The following is a 21,604-nucleotide window of genomic DNA, read 5'->3' as shown; positions in this document are numbered from 1 at the left end:
GTACGCTGGGCTGCACGTCCCTGAAAAGGGCCCTTCCCGGTTGAAGGAGAGGAAGCGCGTGCCAGAGCAACCGCGGCTGGTACAGGCCGGCCGGGCGATGGCCGTGGCCACCGCCGTCTCGCGACTCACCGGGTTCCTGCGCACCTTGGCGCTGGTGGCCGCGCTGGGCCTGGGCACCCGGCTGCTGGACGCCTACACGGCGGCGAACGTCACCCCCAACACGATCTATGAGCTGGTGATGGGCGGGGCCCTGGCCAGCGTGCTGGTGCCGCTCCTGGTCCGTACGGCCGCCGACGAGAGCGTCGACGGCGACCTGTTCGCCCAGCGGCTGCTGTCCCTGGTGGTCTACGGCCTCTCGATCGTGGTGATCGTGACGATCGTGGCGGCGCCGTTCATCGTGGGCCTCTACGTGCCCGGGTTCTCGCCCGCGCAGCGCCATCTCGCCGTGGTGTTCACCCGATACTTCATGCCCCAGATCCTCTTCTCCGGGGTGAGCGCCACCCTGTCCGCGGTGCTCAACGCGCGGGGCCGTTTCGCCGCGCCGATGTGGGCGCCGGTGGCCAACAACGTCGTCGTGATCAGCACCGCCGTGGCGTTCCTGCTGATCGGCGGCACCGGGAGGCTGGAGTCCCTCACCCAGGGCCAGACGCTGCTGCTGTCGATCGGTACGAGCGCCGGGGTGGCCGCCCAGATGGCCGTGCTCCTGCTGTCCGGCCGCCGGGCCGGTTTCCGGCCGAGGCTGCACGCCGACCCCCGCGGCATCGGAGTCCGCAGGATCGCCGCCATGTCCGGCTGGACGATCGCGTCGGTGACCGCCGCGCAGGCGGTGTTCATCGTGATCACCGGGCTCGCCTCCCACGCCGGGCAGGGCGCGGTCGCCGTCTACTCGAACGCGGGCACCCTGTTCCAGCTGCCCTACGCCGTCATCGCGGTCACCGTCATCACCGGCGTGCTGCCCCGGCTCAGCCGGGCCGCCGCCGACCGCGACCTCGGCCGCGTCATCGCCGATCTGTCCCAGAGCCTGCGGCTGACCGGCGTCGTCCTGGTGCCCGTCGCGGCCGCCCTCATCACGCTCGGCCCGCGCCTGACCACCGTGCTGTTCGCGCACGGCAACGCGTCGCCCGCCGCGGCCCACCTCACCGGCCTGGTCCTGGCCGCGTACGGGCTCGCGCTGGTTCCCTTCGCCGCGTACCAGATCATGCTGCGCGTCTTCTACGCCCTCGGCGACACGCGGACCCCGGCCCTGCTCAGCGTGGTGGTCTCCGCCGTCACGGCCGGCACCTGCCTGGCCGCCGCCCGGCTCGACCACGGTCCGCACCTGGTCGTCGCGCTCGCGGCGTGCTCCGCGGTCGCCTACACGGCCGGGCTGCTCCTCACCGCGTACCTGCTCCGCCGCAGGATCGGCCGCCTCGACGGGCACCGCCTGCTGAACGCCCACGTCCGGATGCTCGTCGCCGCGGCCCTCGCCGCTCCCGTCGCCGCCGGTACGGCATGGGCCATCGGCTCGGCGACCGGTACCGCCTGGACGGCCTCACTCCTCACCGTCGTCGCCGCGGCCGCCGCCGGCGGCGGGCTCTACGCCCTCATCGCCCGCGCACTGCGCATCACCGAGCTCAGGACGCTGACCGCGGCGCTGCGGCTCCACCCGATGTAGCGCCGCCGGCCCCGGCCCCCGGCCGGGATCGGTCCTCGTCGTCCGTACGGTCCGGCGCCGTCTCCTGCAGGGCGAAGGCCATCACGCTGACGCCGACCGGCGTCGTGCCCGGCGAGTGCGGCGTCCGGGCGGCGTCGTGCAGCCCGGCCGTGAGCTCCGCGAGCCGCGCGAGGAAGTCCTGCCACGTACGCGGGTCGACCCACAGCTCGGCGTCGACGATCACCTTCTCGCCGTCGTCGGCCCGGCGGCCGATGCGTTCGCGCAACGTGTGCGCCAGCGTCTCGGCGAGCAGCGGGCCGTGCTCGGACAGCGGCGCGCCGCGGACCGTACGGTAGCGGCGCTCCCGGCCGCCGCGACGCATGCGCTCCTCGGCCAGTTCGACCAGGCCGGCCGCGTCGAGGCGGCGCAGGTGCTGGCTGGCGAGAGCGTGGGAGACGTCCAGCTCCCGGGCGAGTTCGGCGGCGGACATCGGCCCGGGCCACATCAGCGACAGCATCCGCAGCCGCAGCGGGTGGGCGAGCGCGCGGAGTACCGGATCGACTTCGGTCACACCTGCCAGTAAAGCGTGACACTACCGCCAATCGAATGATTGGGGGTAGGTTGTCGGGCGGACACAGGGGAGAGGCATGGGCTGGGGCACGGCACGGGTGCTGCGGGACCGCAACGCGGGCCTGTACCTGGGCGGCGTGATCGTCTCGGGGTTCGGCGACTCGGCCATGTCGCTGGCCGCCGGCATCTGGGTCAGGACACTCACCGGCTCGAACGCACTCGCCGCGCTCGTCGGGTTCTGCATGTGGCTGCCCGCCTTCGCCGGACCCGCGATCGGCACGCTGGCGGACCGGGTGCGCCGCCGCACGCTGCTGGTCGCCGTGAACCTGACCCTGGCCGTCGTCATGACCGCGCCGCTCGCCGTGCGTTCGGCCGGGCGGATCTGGCTGCTGTTCGCCGTGCTGACCGTGGTCGGCGTGGGCGCCGTGCTCATCGACGCGGCCGAGACGGCGCTGGTGGCGGCGGCGCTGCCGGCCGAGTTGCGCGGCGACTTCAACGGCCTGGTGAGGACGGCGATCGAGAGCATGAAGCTGGTCGCGCCGCTGGCCGGGGCGGGCCTGTTCGCCGCGTTCGGCGGGCCCGTGGTGGCGCTGGTCGACGCGGTCACCTTCGTGCTGGCCGCCCTGGCGTTCCGGCTGCTCCGGGTGCGCGAGAGCGCGCCCGCCCCGCGAGGGTCGTGGGTCGCCGAGACCGTGGAGGGCGTCCGTCACCTGTGGCGGCATCCGATCCTGCGCGCGCTGCCGCTCGCGGGCGGTGCCGCCCTCGTGCTGTCGGGGTTGAGCAGCACGGCCACGTACGCACTGCTCGACGTGGGGCTCCACCGCCCCCCGGCCGTCGCGGGCGTGCTCACCTCGGTGCAGGGGGCGGGTTCGGTCATCGGCGGGCTGTCGGCCGGGGCGCTGATGCGCCGCTCCTCCGAGCACGCCTTCGCGGCGGCGGGGCTCGCGCTCTTCGCGGCCGGCGTGCTCGCCCGCGTGGTTCCGTACCTTCCGGTCGTGCTCGGCGGCAGCCTGCTGATCGGCCTGGGCCTGCCCTGCCCGCTGATCGCGGCGCTGACCGCGGTGCAGCGGGAGGTGCCGGGCGCGCTGCTCGGCCGGGTCGCGGCCGGTGCGAACACGCTGATGTACGCGCCGACCGGCCTCGCGCTCCTCCTGGGCACGGCGATGGTGGCCGTCCTCGACTACCGGGTGCAGATCGCCGTGTCCGGCACGCTCGCGCTGGCCGTGGCCGTCGCCCTCGTGACGACAGGCCGTAGGGCGCGCCGCGCGAAGGCGGCGCCCTCGGCGACCGCGAAAGATGTCAAAGCGGTATCAGGCGGCGTGTGAGAGCGATGTTGTCGGTGGGGCCTGTTAGCTTCCGGCCTCATGCGGTTGCTGCACACCTCCGACTGGCACCTGGGCCGGTCCTTCCACCGGGAGGACATGCTGGGCGCCCAGGCACGGTTCGTCGACCACCTGGTCGAGACCGTGCGCGCGGAGGGCGTCGACGCCGTCCTGATGTCGGGCGACCTGTACGACCGCGCGCTGCCGCCCGTCGACGCCGTCGCCCTGTGCGACGAGGCGCTGAAGCGGCTGGCGGCCGAAAAGGTGCGGGTCATCGTCATCAGCGGCAACCACGACTCCGCCCAGCGGCTCGGGTTCGGCGCCGGGCTGATGTCCGCCTCCGGCGTCCACGTGCTCGCCGATCCGCGGCGGGTCGGCGAGCCGGTGCTGCTCGCCGACGGCACGGCCGTCTACGGCATCCCCTACCTCGAGCCCGAGGTCGTCCGCAGCGCGTGGGACCTGCCCGAGCGCGGCCACACCGCCGCGCTGACCGAGGCGATGCGGCGCGTCCGCGCCGACCTCGCGACACGCGACGGCCGCTCCGTGGTGCTCGCGCACGCGTTCGTCACCGGGGGAGAGGCCAGCGACAGCGAGCGCGACATCTCCGTCGGCGGCGTCGCGAGCGTGCCGCTGAGCGTGTTCGAGGGCGTCGACTACGTCGCCCTCGGCCACCTGCACGGACGCCAGCGCATGTCCGACACCGTGCGCTACTCCGGCTCGCCGCTGGCCTACTCCTTCTCCGAGGAGCACCACGTCAAGGGCGCCTGGCTGGTCGATCTCGGCTCCACGGTGACCGCCGAGTTCGTGGAGGCGCCCGTGCCGCGCCGGGCCGCGCGCATCAGCGGGCGGATCGACGACCTGCTGTCGGGCGAGCGCTGGGCGCCGTATGAGGACCACTGGCTCCAGATCACCCTGACCGACCCCGGGCGGCCCGCCGGGGCGATGGAGCGGCTGCGGCGGCGGTTCCCGCACACGCTGGCGCTGGCCTTCGAGCCCGAGGGCGGCCCGGCCGACGACGGCCGCCCGTGGGCCGAGCGCATCCGCGACCGTTCCGACCTCGACATCGCCTATGACTTCGTCCGCGAGGTGCGCGGCGCGCCCGCCGACGACGCCGAGCGCGACCTGCTCGGCGAGGCGTTCGAGTGCTGCCGGCGGGCGGAGGCGGCGCGATGAGACTGCACGCGCTGACCATCACCGCCTTCGGCCCGTACGCGGGCACCGAGACGGTCGACTTCGAGGCGCTGTCGGACGCCGGGCTGTTCCTGATCAACGGCCCGACCGGCGCGGGCAAGACGAGCGTGCTCGACGCGGTCTGCTTCGCCCTGTACGGCCGGGTGCCGAGCGTCCGCAACGACGCCAAGGACCTGCGCAGCCAGCACGCCCCGCCCGACCGGGCGCCCGAGGTCGTCCTCGACGTGACCATCCGCGGGCGGCGCTTCAAGGTCACCCGGTCGCCCAAGTGGGAACGCCCGAAACGCCGCGGCCAGGGCACCACCGAGGAGAAGGCCAAGGTCCTGCTCCAGGAGTGGCGTGGCGGCGCCTGGGAGACCTGGTCGACCCGGTTCGACGAGGCCGGCCAGCTCGTCACCGACCTGCTGGGCATGTCGGCGGAGCAGTTCTGCCAGGTGGTGCTGCTGCCGCAGGGCGACTTCGCGGCCTTCCTTCGCGCCGGGGCCGAAGACCGCCGGGCCGTGCTGGAAAAGCTGTTCGCCACCGAGGTGTTCGCCCAGGTCGAGGCGTGGCTGGCCGAGCGCCGCCGCGAGAGCGGGCGCGCGGCCGACGAGCTGCGCCTGGCGGCCGAGTCGGTCGCCGACCGGGCCGCCGAGGCGGCCGGTGCCGCACGCCCCGAGCTGACGCCGCCCGCCCTGGCGGCCTGGGCGATCGAGCTGTCGGGCCACGCCGCCGACTTCGCCGCGGTGACGGCGGCCGGTGCCGCCGGGGCCGGTGCCGCGCGCGACGCCGCCCGTACGCTCCTGGACGACGCCCGCGCCGTCGCCGACCGGCAGGAGCGGCACGCCGACGCGCTCCGGCGTTCGGCCGAGCTGGCCGCGCGGGCGGACGAGCGCACCGGGCTGACCGGCCGCCTGCGGGCGGCCGAGCGCGCCGGACGGGTGCTGCCGCGGCTCCAGACCGCCGCCGCGCGCGCCGCCCGGCGCGACGAGGTGGCGGCCGTCGTCACGCGCCGCCGCGCCGAGCTCGGCGGACTGCTGCCCGACGACGCCGACGCCGACCTCATGCGCAAGGAAGAACGCGCCCGCCGCGACGAGCTGGTCGAGCTGGCCCAGCGGCGGGAGGACGAGACCCGGCTGACCGCGATCGGCGCCGAGCTGCGCACGCTCGCCGACGAGGCCGACGACCTGGAGACCCGCGAGGCGGAGCTGGCGCTCTTCCTGACCGACTCGCCGGTCCACCGCGACCTCCTGCGCGCCCAGCTCGACCAGGCCCGCACCCGTGCCGCCGCCCTGCCCGCGGCCGACGCGGCGGTCGCCGAGGCCACCGCGCGGCTGGAGGCCGCGCGGCGGCGCGACGCCCTCGCGGCCTCGCTCGCCGAGGCCGAGGCCGCCCACCGCGCGGCCGTCGACGAGGCCCAGGCCGCCCGCGACGTCGTCCAGGAGATCCGGCAGGCCCGGCTGGAGGGCATGGCGGCGTCCCTGGCCAAGGAGCTGGCGGAGGGCGAGCCGTGCCGGGTCTGCGGATCCGCGTCGCACCCGTCACCGGCCCACGCCGAGGCCGACGGGCCCGGCGAGGAGGCCGAGGCGGAGGCCGCCGCCGCGTACGACGCGGCGCTGGCCCGGCGCGAGGAGACCGGCAACACGGTGACACGGCTGGCCGCCGAGCTGGACGCCGCCCGCGACAGGGCCGGCTCCTCGCCCGAGCCGGAGCTGGCGAGCGCGCTGGCGGCGGCCGAGGACGACCTGACCGGGCTGGCGGGCGCCGAGGCCGACATCGCCCGCATCGAGGACGAGCTGCGGCACGTCGACGCCGAGTTCGAAGAGGCCCGCGACCGGCACGGCGAGGTCCAGACCGCGCTGGCCGCACTCCAGACGCAGCGCACCACGCTCACCGCGGAGGCCGGCCGCCTGCGTGCCCGCATCGACGCCGCGCGCGGCGACGACCCGACGCTGGAGGCGCGCATCCGGCGGCTTGATCACGAGGCCGCCCTGCTGCGTGACACGGCCGCGGCCACCGAACAGCTGCGCGCCGCCGCCGAGGAGGCCGAGACGGCGTCCGACGAGGCGTCGGCGGCCGCGGCGGCCGAGGGCTTCGACTCCGCCGAGGCCGCCCGCGCCGCCGCCCTGGACGACACCGCCCGCCAGGAGCTGGCACGTCGAGTGAAGGCCTACGACGACGAGGAGGCGCGGGTCGCCGCGCTGCTCGACGACCCGTCGCTGCGCGCCGCCGCGGCGGAGCCACCGCCCGACCTGGCCGCCCTGGAGTCCGCGCTCCGCACGGCGGAGGAGCACCACCAGTCCGTAGCCTCGGCCCGCGACCGTTTCGCGGACCGCCGGTCCCGGCTGGTGACGCTGGCCGGCGAGCTGCACGCTCGCGCCGCCGAATGGCGCCCGGCCGCCGAACACCACTCCCTGGCCGCACGCGTCGCCGCCCTGACATCCGGCGACCCGACCGCGAACCGCACCCGCATGCGACTGTCGGCCTACGTCCTGGCCGCCAGGCTCGAACAGGTCGTCGCCGCCGCGAACGAACGCCTCGCCCGCATGTCGGGCGCGCGCTACGCCCTGGAGCACACGGTCGACAAGGCGGCCGGCTCCCGGGGCCACGGCACCGGCGGCCTGGGCCTGCGCGTCATCGACGGCTGGACCGGCCGCCACCGCGAGCCGGGCACCCTGTCGGGCGGCGAGACGTTCATCACGTCCCTGTCCCTGGCCCTGGGCCTGGCGGACGTGGTCACCGCCGAGGCGGGCGGCACCGAGATCGGCACCCTGTTCGTCGACGAGGGCTTCGGCACCCTGGACGAGGACACCCTGGACGAGGTCATGGCGGTCCTCGACGGCCTCCGCGACGGCGGCCGCGCGGTCGGCATCGTCAGCCACGTCGCCGAACTCCGCACCCGCATCCCGGCCCAGCTCCGCGTCGCCAAGACCCGCACCGGCTCCACCCTGACCGTCACGACCTGACCGGGCCACGGCCTCAACCGACGTTCCGCGGGCAAGCAGACCCGGGAGGCCAGTGTCGGATGACGTCGCGCGGTGGCGTTCCGCGGGCAAGCAGACCCGGGAGGCCAGTGTCGGATGACGTCGCGCGGTATCGCACCGCCGGGGGATCAGCGAGTCGGCAGCGCGCCACCTCCGACGCGCGGCCGGCCGCAGCCCGGCTCCGCTCGTACCGGCCGGATCCGGTCGGCGGCGAGGGTGCTACCGTCGCTCGTCGCTCGTCGCTCGTCGGTGTCTGGCCGCGTATTCGCGGCCGGCGGCACGCCCGCGCGTGCTACAGGCTCGCGCGCCTTTCACACGCAGGTCAGAGTCGAATTCCGGTATCCGGAGTGGCGAAGATCCGCACCCGCTGACGCACGGACGGCTCATGGATGATCGAGAGCGGAAATTCGGGCGTGACGGCTTTGTAGGAGAGGAGCTCGTCGGCGAGCGCCCGCTTCCTGCTACCGCTGACGATGACGACGACGTTGTCGGCCTCCAGGACTTGCTGCGGCCCGAGAGACATGCCGAATTCCCGGAATGCCGCGCCGGCCTACGAATCGCTCGACGCCTGGGTGTGCACCTGACGAGACTCTTCAATGAGCCGTGTCACATGCCGGCCGGTGGCCTTCTTCGAAGCGCGGATGCCCGAGATCAGCGCAGGACTTCTCCCGGAACTCCAGCGTTCGCGTGCCCTGGTCACCGCCTGATGACGCCGTGCAGCACCGCACCCTCTCCGTCGCCAGGTTCGGTTTTGCCTCGCCGAAAGGCCGTAGCGGCTCGGCCTCGGCCGTCGATACCAAATCCGGTCGACTGAATGTGAGGTGGTGACCGGCTCGGGGCGGCTTACCCGGCCCGCCGCATCGAGCCCCGTCGTCACATTCCCGGTTGCCGTTTCGTCGGTGAGGCGGAATTACGTCTGCGGCCACCTGTCACCTTCTATGCTGGCGCTCGCATGGCCGCGCGTCGGGTCGTCCCCTGGGGCGCCCGCCCCACTCTGGAGACGCCCATGATTTCCCAGGCATTCGACACGCCGACGCGGCGGGCGAATCCGCTGTTGGTCGGGTTCCTCATTCTGCTGGGGCTGGCCCTGGTCGCCGTCCTCGTCGGCGTCGGCTGGACGGTGATCCACCGGTGGACCGCGACCCCGCCGACCCGGCCGGCCGGGACGACCGTGACCGACGGCGACCTGGCGTTCCGCGTGGCCTACGTCGACACCACCGCCATCTCCCAGGGCGTGGCGGGGGAGAGGGCCCCGACCGGCAAGTTCGTGAACGTTCGCGTGAGCGTCACCAACCGCGTCGGCCGCCCACAGCACGTGGACCCGGCCGATCAGTTCCTCCGCGCCGGTGGCAAGAGGTACGCGGTCGACCACGACGCCACCGTCAACGCCGGTGACACGGCGGCGCTCTCCCTGCCGGGGAGGCCGGGTGCCGCCGGGTCGCTCATCCTGGTGTTCGACGTACCGAAACGCGCGACGTCGGCGGCCATCGAGGTCCACGCCACCGCGTCGTCGGGCGGAGCGCGTGTGACCCTGCCCGCGTTCGGCTGACCACCGGCTCGCTGCGGCGATCGAGTGGGCCCAGCCCGCGTTCCGCCGGCCGAGGCCGACGCCGTAGTTCCGTCAGTTGTTCAGACCGGTCAACGCCACCAGCCGCCACCGGCCATGGTTCCGCTGCACCGAGCACGTGAACGACTGGCGAATCCGCGTTGGTCCAAGTCCGCCCGGCGCCGGCGATGCGATCGCCATTTCGGTGATGCCGTGCAACGCGGCTCGCGAGCGCACTCCGTGAGCATGTCCGCACGTCATGGCGAGCGACACGTTCTGGCCGAACCGGGACGCATCGCGGAGTCACCAGGAGCGAGGACGCAGGTGCGCCATGCGCTACGGCCTGCGGTCGTACCACCGGCACCTGCCCTGGTCAGAGTGTCGCGAGCCACTCGTCGAAGGTGGTCGGCGCGATGCGGGCGCCCTCTCCGGGCAGGAGGGTGTCGCCCGCCATGTCCTGGCCGAACATCCCGGACCAGGTCGGCACGACCTTCACCGTGCGGCCGCGCGCCTGGTAGGTGCGCCGGGCCATGTCCACCAGGTCCTGGGGCTCGGGCCCGGCGATGTCGCGATAACTCCCCTGCGGAGTGCCCGTGGCGACCTCGGCGAGGATGTCGGCGACGTCCGCGGGCGCGATCGGCTGGAGGAGCAGCGGCGGGATCGTGGTCACGCCGTCCTGCTCGGTCCAGCTCGCCACCATCGCGGCGAAGTCGTGGAACTGCGTGGCCGGAACGATCGTCCACGGCACCGGCCCCGCGGCGACCAGGCGCTCCTGCTCCCGCTTGCCGAAGTAGTGCGCGTTTCCCTTGACGCGATGGAGCCCGGCGATCGACAGCAGGACGTGGTGACCCACCCCGGCGCGCTCCTCGGCGGCGAGCAGGTTCCGCGTGGCGCCGCCGAAGAAGGCCACCGTCTCGGCGGGGTCGGTCGCGTTGGAGCTCGTGACGTCGATGACGGCCTCGACGCCGGCCAGGGCCGCGTCGAGGCCGTCGCCGGTCACCAGGTCGATGCCGAGCGAGCGGCTGATGCGTACGACATCGTGGCCGTCCCGCTGGAGGGCGGCGATGGTGAGGGTTCCGATGTTCCCGGTCGCGCCGGCGACGGCGATCCGCATGATGATTCTCCTCGTCTCTCGTAGGAGGTCCGACGCTATCTCGGACTAAAAGGATCCGCAATATCTGCGATAGGATCGGGATCATGAAGCTGCCCGTGAGCACCGAATGGCTCCTGCACTGCGCCACGACGCTGGCACAGCTCGACCCGGGCGCCACCGCGTCGGCGGCCCAGCTCGCGCAGTACTTCGACCTGCCGGCGGCCTACCTGGCCAAGCAACTCCAGGCGCTCGTCAGGAGCGGCGTGCTGACGGCGACGACGGGCCCCCGGGGCGGGTTCCGGCTGGCCCGTCCTGCCGCCGAGATCACGCTCCTGCAGATCGTCGAGGCGGTCGACGGCGCGTCCTCGCCCTACGAGTGTCGCGAGATCCGCCAGCAGGGGCGAGGGGCGCTGCCCCCCGAGGACTGCCGGAACACCTGCATCCTCGCCGAGAAGATGGGCGAGGCCCACGAAGCCTGGCGGCGCAGCCTCGCCGCGACCTCGCTCGCCGACATCCTCGCCGCACTACCCTCCTCCGTACCCGCCCGCACCCGCCGGCGCATGGCGGGCACAACATGACCCGAGGTACCCACGCGGCAGTGCGAGGAATCGGCCCGGGCTTCCGCCGGGAGCGACCTCCCGGCAGCCGAGGGCGCTGTCGGACGCTCGGGCCGTACCCGGCCCACGGCCCTGCCGCGAGATCAGGACCGTGAGCCGTGCACGCTCCACCATCCGCGTCGCGGTACGGCCCGGGTTCGGTGGAAGCCTGTTCCGATCATCGTTCGGGCGCGCCGTCCCGCCCGTCTTCCGCTTCACCGGCGCCAGGACGGCCGTCGAGGGCGATCCAGAAGCGATCCTCGCCGCGGGCCGGACGGTCGGGCACCCCGCCGTTGGCGAGGATCACCCGGCGTGACGCCTCGTTGTGACGGGCACAGGTGAGGAGGGCCCGGCTGATGCCGAGGCGCGCACACTCCACCAGCCCGGCCGCGAGCATCCTCGTCGCGTGACCTCGTCGCCGCCACGGGGCGACGACGTGATAGCCGACGTGGCCGCCTACCTCGGCAAGTTCCGGCGTCAGGCGATGTCGGACGATGAGCGTGCCGAGGTACTGCTCTCCTGAGACGTACCAGAAGGTCGTGCACGGTACGTCCCAGCGGACCTGGACTCCGCGCCGCTCCGCCACGAAGGCGTGGAAGTCCTCGCCGGCCGCGTCGAGCCACTCGGTGGATCTTCCTTCCAGCAGGCAGTCGGCGCGTTCACCGGCCAGGAACGACTCGCGTACGGCCGTCGTCGGCCGGACCAGCCTTGGTGACTCGAGCGGTTCGGTCACGGTCTCCGGCCGTTCAGTGCCGGATGACGCCGCGTAGCACCGCGCCCTCCGTCGACAGGTAGTTGTCCTCGTAGTCGAACCGCCGGCTGTCGGCGCACATCAGGTACCAGTACTTCATCTGCTCCGCCCACCAGCACCCGGGAGTCAGGTCGCCGGGCTCGACCGGTGAGGTGGTGACGTCCTTGGCGATCGTCCAGCCGTTCGTCCGTTGCGGGAGTCGGCTCTGTCCTTGCCGGCCGGGCCGTGCTTGTCACAGCCGAGGTGATCGTGATCTCACCTTCCACCGCCGACTCCAGCACCTGCTTGATCAGGAGTTACGCCGGAAAGCGGTACAGCCCCGTTTTCTTGGTGTCGTCGGTAGGCGGCCGGGGGTAGGCCGTAGGCGGCGTGGAAGATGCGTGTGAAGTGGGCGAGGCTGGTGAATCCCCAATCGGTGGCGATCGCGGCGACCGGTCGGTGCTTGTGGAGGGGGTCTATCAGGCTGCGGCGGCAGCGCTCTAGCCGACGGTCGCGGATGTGGGCGGCCACCGTGGTGGCGGCGTGGGTGGCGAACAGGTGGTGCAGCGAACGTAGCGAGATGTGGTGGGCAACGGCGATCGTGTCCGGTGAGAGGCCCGGATCGGGCAGGTGAGTCTCAATGAACGCCTCGATACGCGCCATCAGTGCCCGCTGACGGGACTCCACGCTCAGTGTCGCCGCGCGGTCACGGAGCCCGGCCAGGCCGACCGCGAACAGGTCCACTACGACAGGCACCAAGCGGGCCGCGGTGGCCTCGTCTCCGGTGGCGGCGCTGCGGGCCAGTTGGGCCAGGGTCGCAGCGATGAGTTCGCCCGTTGGAAGCTGCCGTGCTATGTCGGTCGCGGTCACGGCCAGCATTTCGTCGACCGGCCGCGGCAGCAGTGCTTGCGGCAGGATCAAGGTCATCAGCCGCGGCAATGCGCTCACGGGCGCGGCATCTCCGGCCACCGCCGGTTCCGGGTAGCCGGCGGCCATTCGATACGGCCGGCCGGTGTCGACCACGGCGGCCTGTCCGGGCCCGAGCAGGGCCTCGCGCTCACCCTGACTGAGCACACTCGCACCACGAAGCTGCAACTCGATCTTGTACAGCCCGGGGTCCGAGGCGCGAATCAGCCGCGGCGTGCGTTCGACCAGCAACGGCCACGCGGTCTTGTCCAACAACTGCGCAACGCCCAGGTCGTGATGTACGAGTTCCCCGCTGTAGCCGTTGGTGGCCTCCGCGGTCATTTTCAGCGGCACCAGCGTGTGACACACCCTGTCGTGCCACAAATCCAACCGGTCGGAGGTGGGTACGTCCGCCGTGCGTACGACCATCGCCATAAAGGACCCCCGACGGCGCATCCACCGCGTCGAATCTCGCTGCCCAGCCCACCATGACGCGGCGCGCACGCACCGTCAACCCGTCTGCACGTGTGGGCAAAGACCCGGTCGGCTCCTGCGGCCACACTCGGTTATCGACGGGATTCCGCAATCGCGGTCCGGAAGGCCCGGGCCGCCGGGGAGGGGAACACATCAGGTCCATTCGTCGCCTCGCAGCAACAGCCGCGGTCGCGGCCCTCGGAACCGCTGGACTCATCGGCACCGCGGGCCGACGCGAGCGACACCGTGCGAAGGCCGGCGCCGAACTACCACGGCCTTGACCGAGGCCACATGACGTACTCCTCGAACCATGGCTGGACCTGCGACGCCAGGTCGGACGGCTATCAGGTCTATACGGTCTGGCACTTCTCCGGCGGGGATTTCGGCACGGCGTAGCACCCGGCGACGACCACGGCCAGGTGCGCGGCTCGTCGTCCGGTTCGAAAAGTCAATTGCAGGAGTTAAGTGATGGAGTACGAAACCAAAAGGAATATGTTGTGCGCCGTGGCGGTGATCGGCGTCCTCATGGCGACGCATCACATCGGCGCCGCCGCGCAGGTGATCGGTCTGGTGTTCGCCGTGGTCTCCTACGGCGTCGCGGTGAGTCTTTACTGGCGGACATATCCGCGTGGCTCCACGGGCGAAGGCGTGGCCATGGTGCTGCTCATCGCCGGTTGCGTGCTGGTCGTGGCCGGGTTGCTCGGGACGGTCTTCGCCGACCGGGCGGACCTGCTGCCGTTCTCCGTCCTTCTCGGGGGGCTGGCGATCCTCGTTCCCGGCGGCTGTTTGACGGAATGGGACGAGTGCCGCTTGGCGGTTCGCGCCGCGTGCATGCTGGTGATCGGCCTGGCGGCGCCGGCCCTGGTCGCCGCCGCTACCGGCTTGATCGTCACCACAACCGACGGGTACACGTCTCGGTATGGAACGCCGGTCATAGTCACCATGTCCGACAAGTGCCGCTACTGGAAGACTCAGAACGGAAAGATCGAGGGCAACCCCGACTGCCCAGGCTCCACGTGGAAGGTCGGCGCTCGCACCGTGACCGGTGACCTCAAGGTGAACTGGAGTGACACGACCGGTCCGGGCATCACCGTCCGGGCGCATGCGATCGGCACGACCGCAGTGGCCGTTACGCACAGCACGAACAAGGAGGACAAGTCGGCGATCGGTTCCTTGGGGCTGTTGGGCCGGATGCCGTACAAGTGGGCCATCACCATCATCTCGGCGATCCTCGTGCCTGGAGTGCTTGTGGCCTTCGTCAGGGAGGCGTCGGCACAGAGCGGTGAACGGGAGCAGAATCGCACCGAAGACGCCGACCATGCCGGGATCAGCCCGTGATGCCGCAGGCGAGGGATTCCGGCTGGTCCCCCCGGCCGGAACGCAAAGAGACCCCCGTCCCGTGGGCATCGGGACGGGAGTCTCTGGTCTGTCGTGTCCGGCGGTCGACGGAACGGTGACCTTCGCCGGGCACCGGCGGCCGGTACGCGGAAACGGGCTGGTGCCGGGCCAGAGCCCGCCGCGCTATCGCGAACGGGCTCGGCGCCGGACGTGGGGCAGTGCCGCGACGTCCCGCGCGGACATCTCAGGTACGGTTCTCGGCGTTCACCGCCTGATGCCACGCAGTACCGCGCCCTCCGTGGACAGGTAGTTGTGCCGGTAATCGAAGCGCGGGCAGTCGGCGAACATCAGGTACCAGTACTTCATCTGCTCCGCCCACCAGTACCCGGGTGTCAGGTCGCCGAGCTTGACCGGTGAGGCGGTGACGTCCGTGGCGATCGTCCAGCCGTTCGCCACCCGCGAGGCTCGCTTCTGCCGCAGGTAGTAGTCATGCGCCCGCTCGCGGTAGAGCTCCTTGCCGGTCAGCAGCCACAGGTTGAACGCCGCGTCGACGTACTCCGGCCGGAGCTGGTTGCCCGGATCGGTCGCCTTGCCCGTGCCGTAGTCGTACCCCTCCGGCAGCAGCGTGTACGACGACAGCACCGACGCCCACGCCGAGTGGTACGCCTCGCCCTCGCGCAGGTGGCCGCTCTGGCCCAGCAGACCGGCGTAGAAGCTCGTCAGCTCCGACGTCTCGCGCCCGAGGGCCGCGCCGGTCGTCATGTCGGCTCGGTGGAACCACAGCTCACCGCCGAGGCGCTCCTCCTCGTGCCGCAGTACGGCCCTGGTCAGCGTGTCGTACCAGTGCTTGATCTCGCGATCGCGGAACAGGTCCCAGCCGTCCCAGAGATACTCGAAGAACGAGTCCACCGGCGGGTCGACGCGGGCGCTGGAGTCCGTCCACGCGCCCGTCTCGATGTTGATCTCCGTGCCGACCAGGTCGAGCGGGGAGCGCCGGTCGTACACCGCGCGCAGCGCCTTCTTCGCCGCGTCGAAGTAGCGGGAGTCGTGCACCAGCCGCGACAGCGTGCCGAACTCGGCGATGATCGTGCCCACCTCGGCGAGCACGTTGACGTTCCCGGTGATGTGCCCCGTGGACGGGTTGACCCGGCGGTACGGCAGGCCGGTGGGCGACTCGGTGAAACAGGGCAGGAGGATGTCGGCGATCGTCCGCGCCTGCTCGAGCAGGACCCGCTCTCCCGTGCACAGGTAGCCCGACAGCAGCCCGCCGACCATGCGGATGTTGGTCTCGAAGACCTGGACGTCGGCGTTGACCCCGGCGAAGTCCAGGTGGTCGCCCACCCACCGCACCCCGTCGGCGAGCTCGTCGTCCAGGCCCATGAAGTAGAGCGTGCCGAGCGCCTCGACGATGCTCAGCCCGACCGGATGCCCGGCGTCGAAGAACTCGCTGTGCCCGCCGCTCACCGGAAGCAACTGGTCGTGCCCCCACGCGTACCGCCGGTAGGAGGCCCAGGCGTGCCGCAGCTCGGCCCGTACGTCGTCGGCGACCTTGTGCCAGTCGTGGTGCCCGGCCGCCCTCGCCGGACCGGCCGGGAGGCCCGCGACCGCCAGGCCACCGGCCGCCGTCAGGGTGCCGAGGAACGCTCTGCGTGTGAAGGGGATGGAGGCTCTCATCGCTCACCGCCGGAGTCAGGAGATCATGACAACGTTGTCGTCCTACCATCCCGGTTGATCTCCTGGCGATGAGGCTGACCGGTCCCGGCCGAGATCGAACCACCCCGTTGACGTAGCGGCCGGTGTCAGCGGCGGAACCACTCCCGTGCGTCCGATGTGAACGACAGTCCGATGATGGCGGCCGGTACGGCGAGGAAGACGACCGCGACCACGACCCCGGCGGCGTCCTGAACCGCGAGGGCGACGGCCAGCACGACGAGCCCGCCGAACACGAAGCAGGCCTGAAGGCAGACCGTCACCACCCGCACCCAGTACGCGCGGAGCACCGAGGCGAGGGCACACCCGCCCCAGAACCCGGCGATCGGCACGAGGAACAGCCCGGCCAGGACCATCTGCCCGGCGCCGCTCTGGCCGTGGGAACTCCGGTCATGGGCGGCCATGAACATGCCGGCCACCGCGACCACGAAGAGGGCCGTTTCGAACCACAGGCCCGCAGCCGCCAACTTGACCTTCGCGGGCATGCGCCGCGGCCTGCCGTCAGGGATCCGAGCGGTCTCGCTCACCGGGGCGCCTCCTCGGGCCGGGTGGGGCGGCGCGGCCCGGTCGTACGGCCGCGCCGTGGCAGGCACCGTAAACCCCGACCCCGGGGCCCCCTCCCGAAGCGGTCTAGTCGGGATGGATGGGGAGGTAGATGCGGCCTCCGGCGGCGTGGAACTCGTCCGACTTCTCCCTCATCCCCGCGGTCAGAGCCTCGTCCTGGGTGAGCCCGCGCTCCTCGGCGTAGCGCCGCACGTCCTGGCTGATCTTCATGGCGCAGAACTTGGGGCCGCACATCGAGCAGAAGTGGGCGGTCTTGGCGGGAGCCGCGGGAAGGGTCTCGTCGTGGAACGCCCGCGCCGTGTCCGGGTCCAGAGCCAGGTTGAACTGGTCCTCCCAGCGGAACTCGAAGCGCGCGTCGGACAGGGCGTCGTCCCACGCCTGGGCGCCCGGGTGTCCCTTGGCCAGGTCGGCCGCGTGCGCGGCGATCTTGTAGGCGATCAGCCCGGCCTTGACGTCGTCCCGGTCCGGCAGGCCGAGGTGCTCCTTGGGCGTGACGTAGCAGAGCATCGCCGTGCCGTACCAACCGATCATCGCCGCGCCGACGGCCGAGGTGATGTGGTCGTAGCCGGGGGCGATGTCGGTGGTCAGGGGGCCCAGAGTGTAGAAGGGCGCGTCGTCGCAGAGCTCCCGTTGCAGGTCGACGTTCGCCTTGATCTTGTGCATCGGCACATGCCCCGGCCCCTCGTTCATCACCTGGTTGTCGTACGAGGCGGCGATCTTCGTGAGCTCTCCCTGGGTCCTGAGCTCGGCGAACTGGGCTTCGTCATTGGCGTCGGCGATCGAGCCCGGCCGCAACCCGTCGCCGAGCGACCAGGTGATGTCGTACGCGGCGAAGATCTCGCAGAGCTCGCGGACGTTGGTGTAGAGGAAGTTCTCCCGATGGTGGGCCAGACACCACGCGGCCATGATGGAGCCGCCACGGGAGACGATTCCGGTCCTGCGCCGTGTGGTCAGCGGCACGTACGACAGCAGCACCGCCGCGTGGACCGTCATGTAGTCGACGCCCTGTTCGGCCTGCTCGATGACCGTGTCGCGGAACAGCTCGTAGGTGAGCTCGGCCGGGTCGCCCCCGACCTTCTCCAACGCCTGGTAGATCGGGACGGTACCGACCGGGACGGGGGAGTTGCGCAGGATCCACTCCCGGGTGGCGTGGATGTCCGGCCCGGTCGACAGGTCCATGATCGTGTCCGCGCCCCACCGGGTCGCCCAGGTCATCTTCTCGACCTCATCGGCGATGGAGGCGGGGAGGTCGGGCCGGTCGGGGCCGGCCGGTCGGGAAGAAGAGCCGACGGCGGAGTTGCCGATGTTGGCGTTGACCTTGACCAGGAAGTTCCGGCCGATGATCATCGGCTCCGTCTCGGGGTGGTTGACGTTGGCGGGCAGCACGGCCCGCCCGGCGGCGATCTCGTCCCGGACGAAGGACGCCTCCACCCCCTCGCGCAGCGCGACGAACTCCATCTCGGCGGTGATCTCCCCGCGTCGCGCGTACGCCCGCTGGGTGACCGCACCGCCGGTGGCCCGCCGTGGTGACCGTGCCGGAGCACGGGACGGCATACGGGCCGGGCCGGCGGCGCGGCCGTCGTCCTCGGGGCGTACGGCCCGTCCCTCGTAGGCCGCCGTGTCGCCGCGCCGGGCGATCCAGGCGGAACGCAACGCGGGCAGCCCGCGCTCGACGTCGACCTCGTACGAGGGGTCGGTGTACGGACCGGAGGTGTCGTACAGCCGCACCGATCCGCCATTGGTCAATGAGATCGCCCGCATCGGCACCTTGAGCCCGCTGTCCGAGGTCAGGTACGTCTTGCGGGCGTGCGAAACAGAACCGTCCACGATGAAGGACCACTCCCTACGCCGGCATTACCCGGGTCAGGTTCTTCGGTCTGCGGCGCGTCGCCCGCGGGGCGAAAGCCGCACTCTCAGCCCGGTCCGCCCGGGCTCCCGCTGTCGCCGTCCAACATAACCCGGATCCGCCGGCGCGTCAGGAGGCGGATTCCGTCGAGCCGGCCGGGTACGGGTCCGGACGGATCGGGCCACCGGTGATCAGGGTCAGCAGACCCAGGACGCCGCCCGCGCCCGCGACCGCGAACGCCCCGTGCACCCCCGCCGCGTCGCCCGCCAGGCCCGCGAGAGCCGAGCCCGCCGCGCTGCCCACCCCGAACGCCGTCACCAGCCACGCGAACGCCTCGGTCACCGTCCCGCGCGGCGCGAGCCCGTCCACCAGCGTGAACGTGCACGCCAGCACGGGGGCGAGGAAGAGGCCGCTGAGCGGGGTCAGCACCACCATGACCGGCAGCGGCGGCGCCCACATCAGCGGCAGATAGCCCGCGGCCAGGCCCGTCATCAGCAGGATGAGCCGCCGGTACGCCGGGCCGGGCCGGGGCCGCACCCCGTACGTCACCCCGCCGGCGAACGCGCCGCCCGCCATCAGCGCGAGCAGCAGTCCCGAGGCGTACGAGACGTGGCGCGCGTCCGCGTACGTCACGACGGCGACGCTGATCACGCCGAGGGCGACGCCGACGAAGGTCAGCGCGGCGATGAGCACCCGGATGCCGGGAGAGCGCAGCGGCCCCGCCCAGTGCCCGCCGCCGCCCTCGCCGCGCCAGGCGCGGGAGGGCCGGGAGGAGGTCACGACGAGCGTGCCGGCCACGCCCAGCAGGCCGGTGAGCAGCACCGCCGCCTCCTCGGAGAGCGTGGCGGCGGCGATGACGATGAGCGGCCCGCAGGTGAACAGCAGTTCCTGCGAGGCGGCGTCCAGCGCGTACGCCGCCTGGACCTCCGCCTCACCGGGCAGCACCGACGGCCACAGCGCCCGCAGCCCGGCCTCCAGCGGTGGCGTGAAGAACCCGGCCACCAGCACCCCGGCGATCGCGACCGGCAGCGGGCGCAGTCCGGCCACGGCGAGCGACGCGAACCCGGCGGCGGCCGCCACCGCGCTCGCCGTCAGGATGCGCGGCTGGCCGAACCGGTCCATCGCCCGGCCGATCACCGGCTGGCCCGCCGCCATCGCCAGCCCGTACAGCGCCGACAGGGCGCCCGCGAGCGTGTAGCCGCCGCCGTGCGCGCGGGCGAACAGCACGATCGCCAGCGCGCCCATGCCGTTGGGCAGCCGGCCGAGGAGCGTGCCGCCGAGCAGGCGGGCGGCGTACGGCCGCCGCAGGAAGTCGAGATAGGCGCGCATGGGTTCCCGTCATACGTATTACGGATGCGTTGACGTCATACGTATCACGGCGGGCGGCGTGGCTCTACTGTTGACAGGTGTCCAAGAGACCGACCAGCCGTGACGTGGCACGTGTCGCGGGCGTGTCGCAGTCGACCGTGTCACTCGTGCTCGCCGGCAAGGCCGAGGGCCGGGTCAAACCGGAGACCGGGCAGGCGGTGCGCGAGGCGGCGCGCCGACTGGGCTACCGGCCCAACCTCGCCGCGCGCAATTTGCGGCTCGGCCGCACGCGTACGGTGCTGTTCGTCGTCCCCACGCTGGTCAGCCCGATCTTCGGCGCCGTCTACACGGGCGCCGCCCGGGTCGCCAGGGACCGCGGTTTCGGCATCGTCGTCCACCCGTGGGACGACGACGCGACCCCGGCGCGCAGCCCGGTCGACATCGAGGCCATCGACGGCGTGCTCGCCTCCTCGCTCGGCGGGGGCGTCGCGGGCTTCGGCGACGTGCCGATCGTCGTCCTGGACAACGACCCGGCCGACCCGGCGCCCTCGGTCAACTTCGACGTGGCCGGCGGCATGCGGGCGATCACCCGGCACCTCGCCGGGCTCGGGCACCGCCGTCTCGGGCACCTCGCCGCCGCCGTCGACACCTGGACCTTCCACGTGCGGGCCGAGGTCCTCACCGAGACGGGCGCGCTGACCGGCCGCGAACACTGCGCGATCGACGTGGCCGCCGCCCGCGAGGCCGCGCTGGCACTGCTCGACCGCCCGGACCGGCCCACGGCCGTGGTCTGCGACGACGACCTGATCGCCGCCGGTGCCTACAAGGCCGCCCGCCACCTCGGCCTGGACGTCCCGCGCGACGTGTCGGTCACCGGCTTCGACGACATCCTCGTCGCCGGCGCCCTCGAACCGGAACTGACCACCATCCGCCTCCCGGCCGAACGCCTCGGCGCCCGGGCGATGGCCGCCCTCCTCGAACGCCTCGACGGCCACGCACCGCCGGACGTCTCCCTGCCCGGCGAACTCATCGTCCGCGGCTCCACCGCCCCACCACCGCGTTGACCTACCGCGGCAACGCGTCCAGGTCGACGGTCATCTCGACCGGCGCCGCGACGCTCAGCTTGCCGTGGTGAATTCCGGTGAGCGTGTACGCCTTGGTGGCCGGGTCGAGTTCGTACACGTAGACGACCGGCCTGCCGTCGTTCTCCTCGACTCGCCAGAAATTCGCGATGCCCGCCGCTGCATATTTAGGCGGCTTGTCCATCCGATCGCGCTCTTCCGACTCGGGTGAGACCACCTCGACGACCAGATGAACCTCCTCCGGCGTGTAGAAGGTCCGATCGTCGTCCTCTGCCGCGGACGCGTCGATCACTAGGACGTCGGGGCACGGGCGCGTGCGGTGGCTGAGCTTGACGTCCATCTGACTGAGAGCGAACAGCCGGGAGGGAAGCAGTTCGTTGAGTCTGACCCTCAGCCCATGGATGACGCGCTCGTGGAAACGTTTCTGGGGGGACATGAAGACGAGGGCTCCACTGATGAGCTCGACGTGTTCGAAGAAGCCTGGCTCGCCGTTCGGCCCGTCGAAGGGCAGACGATCCATGTCGTCGGCGGTCCATCCCCAAGGTGGCGGAGACGGCCAGTACTCCAGTGCGCTGGTCACGTCGTGCATATTGGATACGTCTCCGTCACTATGCGTGCTCATTCGGATTATTCCCGTGACGATTCTCTGTCTCCTTCCATCTTGCGGCATCGTTCCCGCGTCGTACACCGACCTCGCCGTTCTGGTGGGTCAGGCCGCACGGCAGACTGCGG

The 21,604-nt window shown here is 72.1% G+C and carries 18 protein-coding genes and 1 pseudogene; 8 read left to right on the top strand and 11 right to left on the bottom strand.

Annotated features, from left to right (window positions below):
- Positions 1–58: 58 nt before the first annotated feature.
- A complete protein-coding gene (gene murJ / locus OG417_RS36915) occupies positions 59–1,654 on the top strand; it encodes a murein biosynthesis integral membrane protein MurJ (protein WP_329239046.1) in 1,596 nt (531 codons plus the stop codon).
- Here the strand turns inward: murJ and OG417_RS36910 are convergent.
- Positions 1,614–2,204, bottom strand: coding sequence for an ArsR/SmtB family transcription factor (locus OG417_RS36910; RefSeq protein WP_329239043.1), 591 nt, complete (start codon positions 2,202–2,204; stop codon positions 1,614–1,616). The genes murJ and OG417_RS36910 overlap by 41 nt on opposite strands.
- A 76-nt stretch (positions 2,205–2,280) precedes the next feature.
- Here OG417_RS36910 and OG417_RS36905 point away from each other — a divergent pair, with 76 nt between their 5' ends.
- From OG417_RS36905 to OG417_RS36895, 3 genes are read left to right on the top strand one after another with little or no spacing between them, the layout of a single operon-like run.
- Positions 2,281–3,528: an MFS transporter gene (locus tag OG417_RS36905; RefSeq protein ID WP_329239040.1), complete on the top strand. Its 1,248-nt coding sequence runs from the start codon at positions 2,281–2,283 to the stop codon at positions 3,526–3,528.
- A 39-nt stretch (positions 3,529–3,567) separates the two neighbouring features.
- The gene (locus OG417_RS36900) at positions 3,568–4,698 is read left to right on the top strand and encodes an exonuclease SbcCD subunit D (RefSeq protein ID WP_329239037.1); all 1,131 of its coding nucleotides are present in this window, start codon (positions 3,568–3,570) and stop codon (positions 4,696–4,698) included.
- Positions 4,695–7,661: an SMC family ATPase gene (locus tag OG417_RS36895; protein ID WP_329239034.1), complete on the top strand. Its 2,967-nt coding sequence runs from the start codon at positions 4,695–4,697 to the stop codon at positions 7,659–7,661. The genes OG417_RS36900 and OG417_RS36895 overlap by 4 nt, the downstream gene beginning before the upstream one ends.
- A gap of 340 nt (positions 7,662–8,001) precedes the next feature.
- On the opposite strand, the gene OG417_RS36890 is transcribed toward OG417_RS36895, so the two are convergent.
- Positions 8,002–8,202 (bottom strand): hypothetical protein, encoded by a 201-nt coding sequence (locus tag OG417_RS36890; RefSeq protein WP_329239031.1) that lies wholly within the window; start codon positions 8,200–8,202, stop codon positions 8,002–8,004.
- Positions 8,203–8,685: 483 nt separating this feature from the next.
- Between OG417_RS36890 and OG417_RS36885 the strand changes: the two genes are divergently transcribed.
- Complete coding sequence (locus OG417_RS36885; protein WP_329239028.1) at positions 8,686–9,228, top strand: DUF4352 domain-containing protein; 543 nt, start codon at positions 8,686–8,688, stop codon at positions 9,226–9,228.
- Positions 9,229–9,598: 370 nt separating this feature from the next.
- On the opposite strand, the gene OG417_RS36880 is transcribed toward OG417_RS36885, so the two are convergent.
- Positions 9,599–10,339 (bottom strand): SDR family oxidoreductase, encoded by a 741-nt coding sequence (locus OG417_RS36880; protein WP_329239025.1) that lies wholly within the window; start codon positions 10,337–10,339, stop codon positions 9,599–9,601.
- A gap of 83 nt (positions 10,340–10,422) precedes the next feature.
- On the opposite strand from OG417_RS36880, the gene OG417_RS36875 reads away from it, so the two are divergent.
- Positions 10,423–10,896: an RrF2 family transcriptional regulator gene (locus OG417_RS36875; RefSeq protein ID WP_329239021.1), complete on the top strand. Its 474-nt coding sequence runs from the start codon at positions 10,423–10,425 to the stop codon at positions 10,894–10,896.
- Between the two features lie 196 nt (positions 10,897–11,092).
- Here the strand turns inward: OG417_RS36875 and OG417_RS36870 are convergent, their stop codons facing one another.
- The 3 genes and pseudogenes from OG417_RS36870 to OG417_RS36860 all read right to left on the bottom strand — a co-directional run bounded on the left by OG417_RS36870 (position 11,093) and on the right by OG417_RS36860 (position 12,979).
- Complete coding sequence (locus OG417_RS36870; RefSeq protein WP_329239018.1) at positions 11,093–11,647, bottom strand: GNAT family N-acetyltransferase; 555 nt, start codon at positions 11,645–11,647, stop codon at positions 11,093–11,095.
- Between the two features lie 13 nt (positions 11,648–11,660).
- A pseudogene (locus tag OG417_RS36865) lies at positions 11,661–11,840 on the bottom strand (glycoside hydrolase family 47 protein); the annotation flags it as partial.
- A gap of 80 nt (positions 11,841–11,920) precedes the next feature.
- Complete coding sequence (locus OG417_RS36860) at positions 11,921–12,979, bottom strand: helix-turn-helix domain-containing protein (RefSeq protein WP_329239015.1); 1,059 nt, start codon at positions 12,977–12,979, stop codon at positions 11,921–11,923.
- A gap of 513 nt (positions 12,980–13,492) precedes the next feature.
- On the opposite strand from OG417_RS36860, the gene OG417_RS36855 reads away from it, so the two are divergent.
- Positions 13,493–14,362, top strand: a complete 870-nt coding sequence (locus OG417_RS36855; RefSeq protein ID WP_329239012.1) for a hypothetical protein — start codon at positions 13,493–13,495, stop codon at positions 14,360–14,362.
- 264 nt (positions 14,363–14,626) lie between these two features.
- Here OG417_RS36855 and OG417_RS36850 read toward each other — a convergent pair whose 3' ends face one another.
- From OG417_RS36850 to OG417_RS36835, 4 genes are all read right to left on the bottom strand, one after another.
- Complete coding sequence (locus OG417_RS36850; RefSeq protein ID WP_329239009.1) at positions 14,627–16,036, bottom strand: glycoside hydrolase family 47 protein; 1,410 nt, start codon at positions 16,034–16,036, stop codon at positions 14,627–14,629.
- Between the two features lie 125 nt (positions 16,037–16,161).
- Entirely contained in the window at positions 16,162–16,599 is a 438-nt protein-coding gene (locus tag OG417_RS36845; RefSeq protein WP_329239006.1) for a hypothetical protein, read from the bottom strand.
- A gap of 103 nt (positions 16,600–16,702) precedes the next feature.
- Complete coding sequence (gene thiC / locus OG417_RS36840) at positions 16,703–18,466, bottom strand: phosphomethylpyrimidine synthase ThiC (protein ID WP_329262840.1); 1,764 nt, start codon at positions 18,464–18,466, stop codon at positions 16,703–16,705.
- 145 nt (positions 18,467–18,611) lie between these two features.
- Positions 18,612–19,811, bottom strand: a complete 1,200-nt coding sequence (locus tag OG417_RS36835; RefSeq protein ID WP_329239003.1) for an MFS transporter — start codon at positions 19,809–19,811, stop codon at positions 18,612–18,614.
- 77 nt (positions 19,812–19,888) lie between these two features.
- Here OG417_RS36835 and OG417_RS36830 point away from each other — a divergent pair, with 77 nt between their 5' ends.
- The gene (locus OG417_RS36830; protein ID WP_329239000.1) at positions 19,889–20,854 is read left to right on the top strand and encodes a LacI family DNA-binding transcriptional regulator; all 966 of its coding nucleotides are present in this window, start codon (positions 19,889–19,891) and stop codon (positions 20,852–20,854) included.
- Position 20,855: 1 nt separating this feature from the next.
- On the opposite strand, the gene OG417_RS36825 is transcribed toward OG417_RS36830, so the two are convergent.
- Positions 20,856–21,560, bottom strand: coding sequence for a Uma2 family endonuclease (locus OG417_RS36825; protein ID WP_329238997.1), 705 nt, complete (start codon positions 21,558–21,560; stop codon positions 20,856–20,858).
- Between the last annotated feature and the right edge of the window lie 44 nt (positions 21,561–21,604).

It is taken from the genome of Actinoallomurus sp. NBC_01490 (assembly GCF_036227085.1).
Classification (GTDB): domain Bacteria; phylum Actinomycetota; class Actinomycetes; order Streptosporangiales; family Streptosporangiaceae; genus Actinoallomurus; species Actinoallomurus oryzae.
Note: the sequence above shows the minus strand (reverse complement) of the source record. Positions and strands in the feature narration are given on the sequence as shown.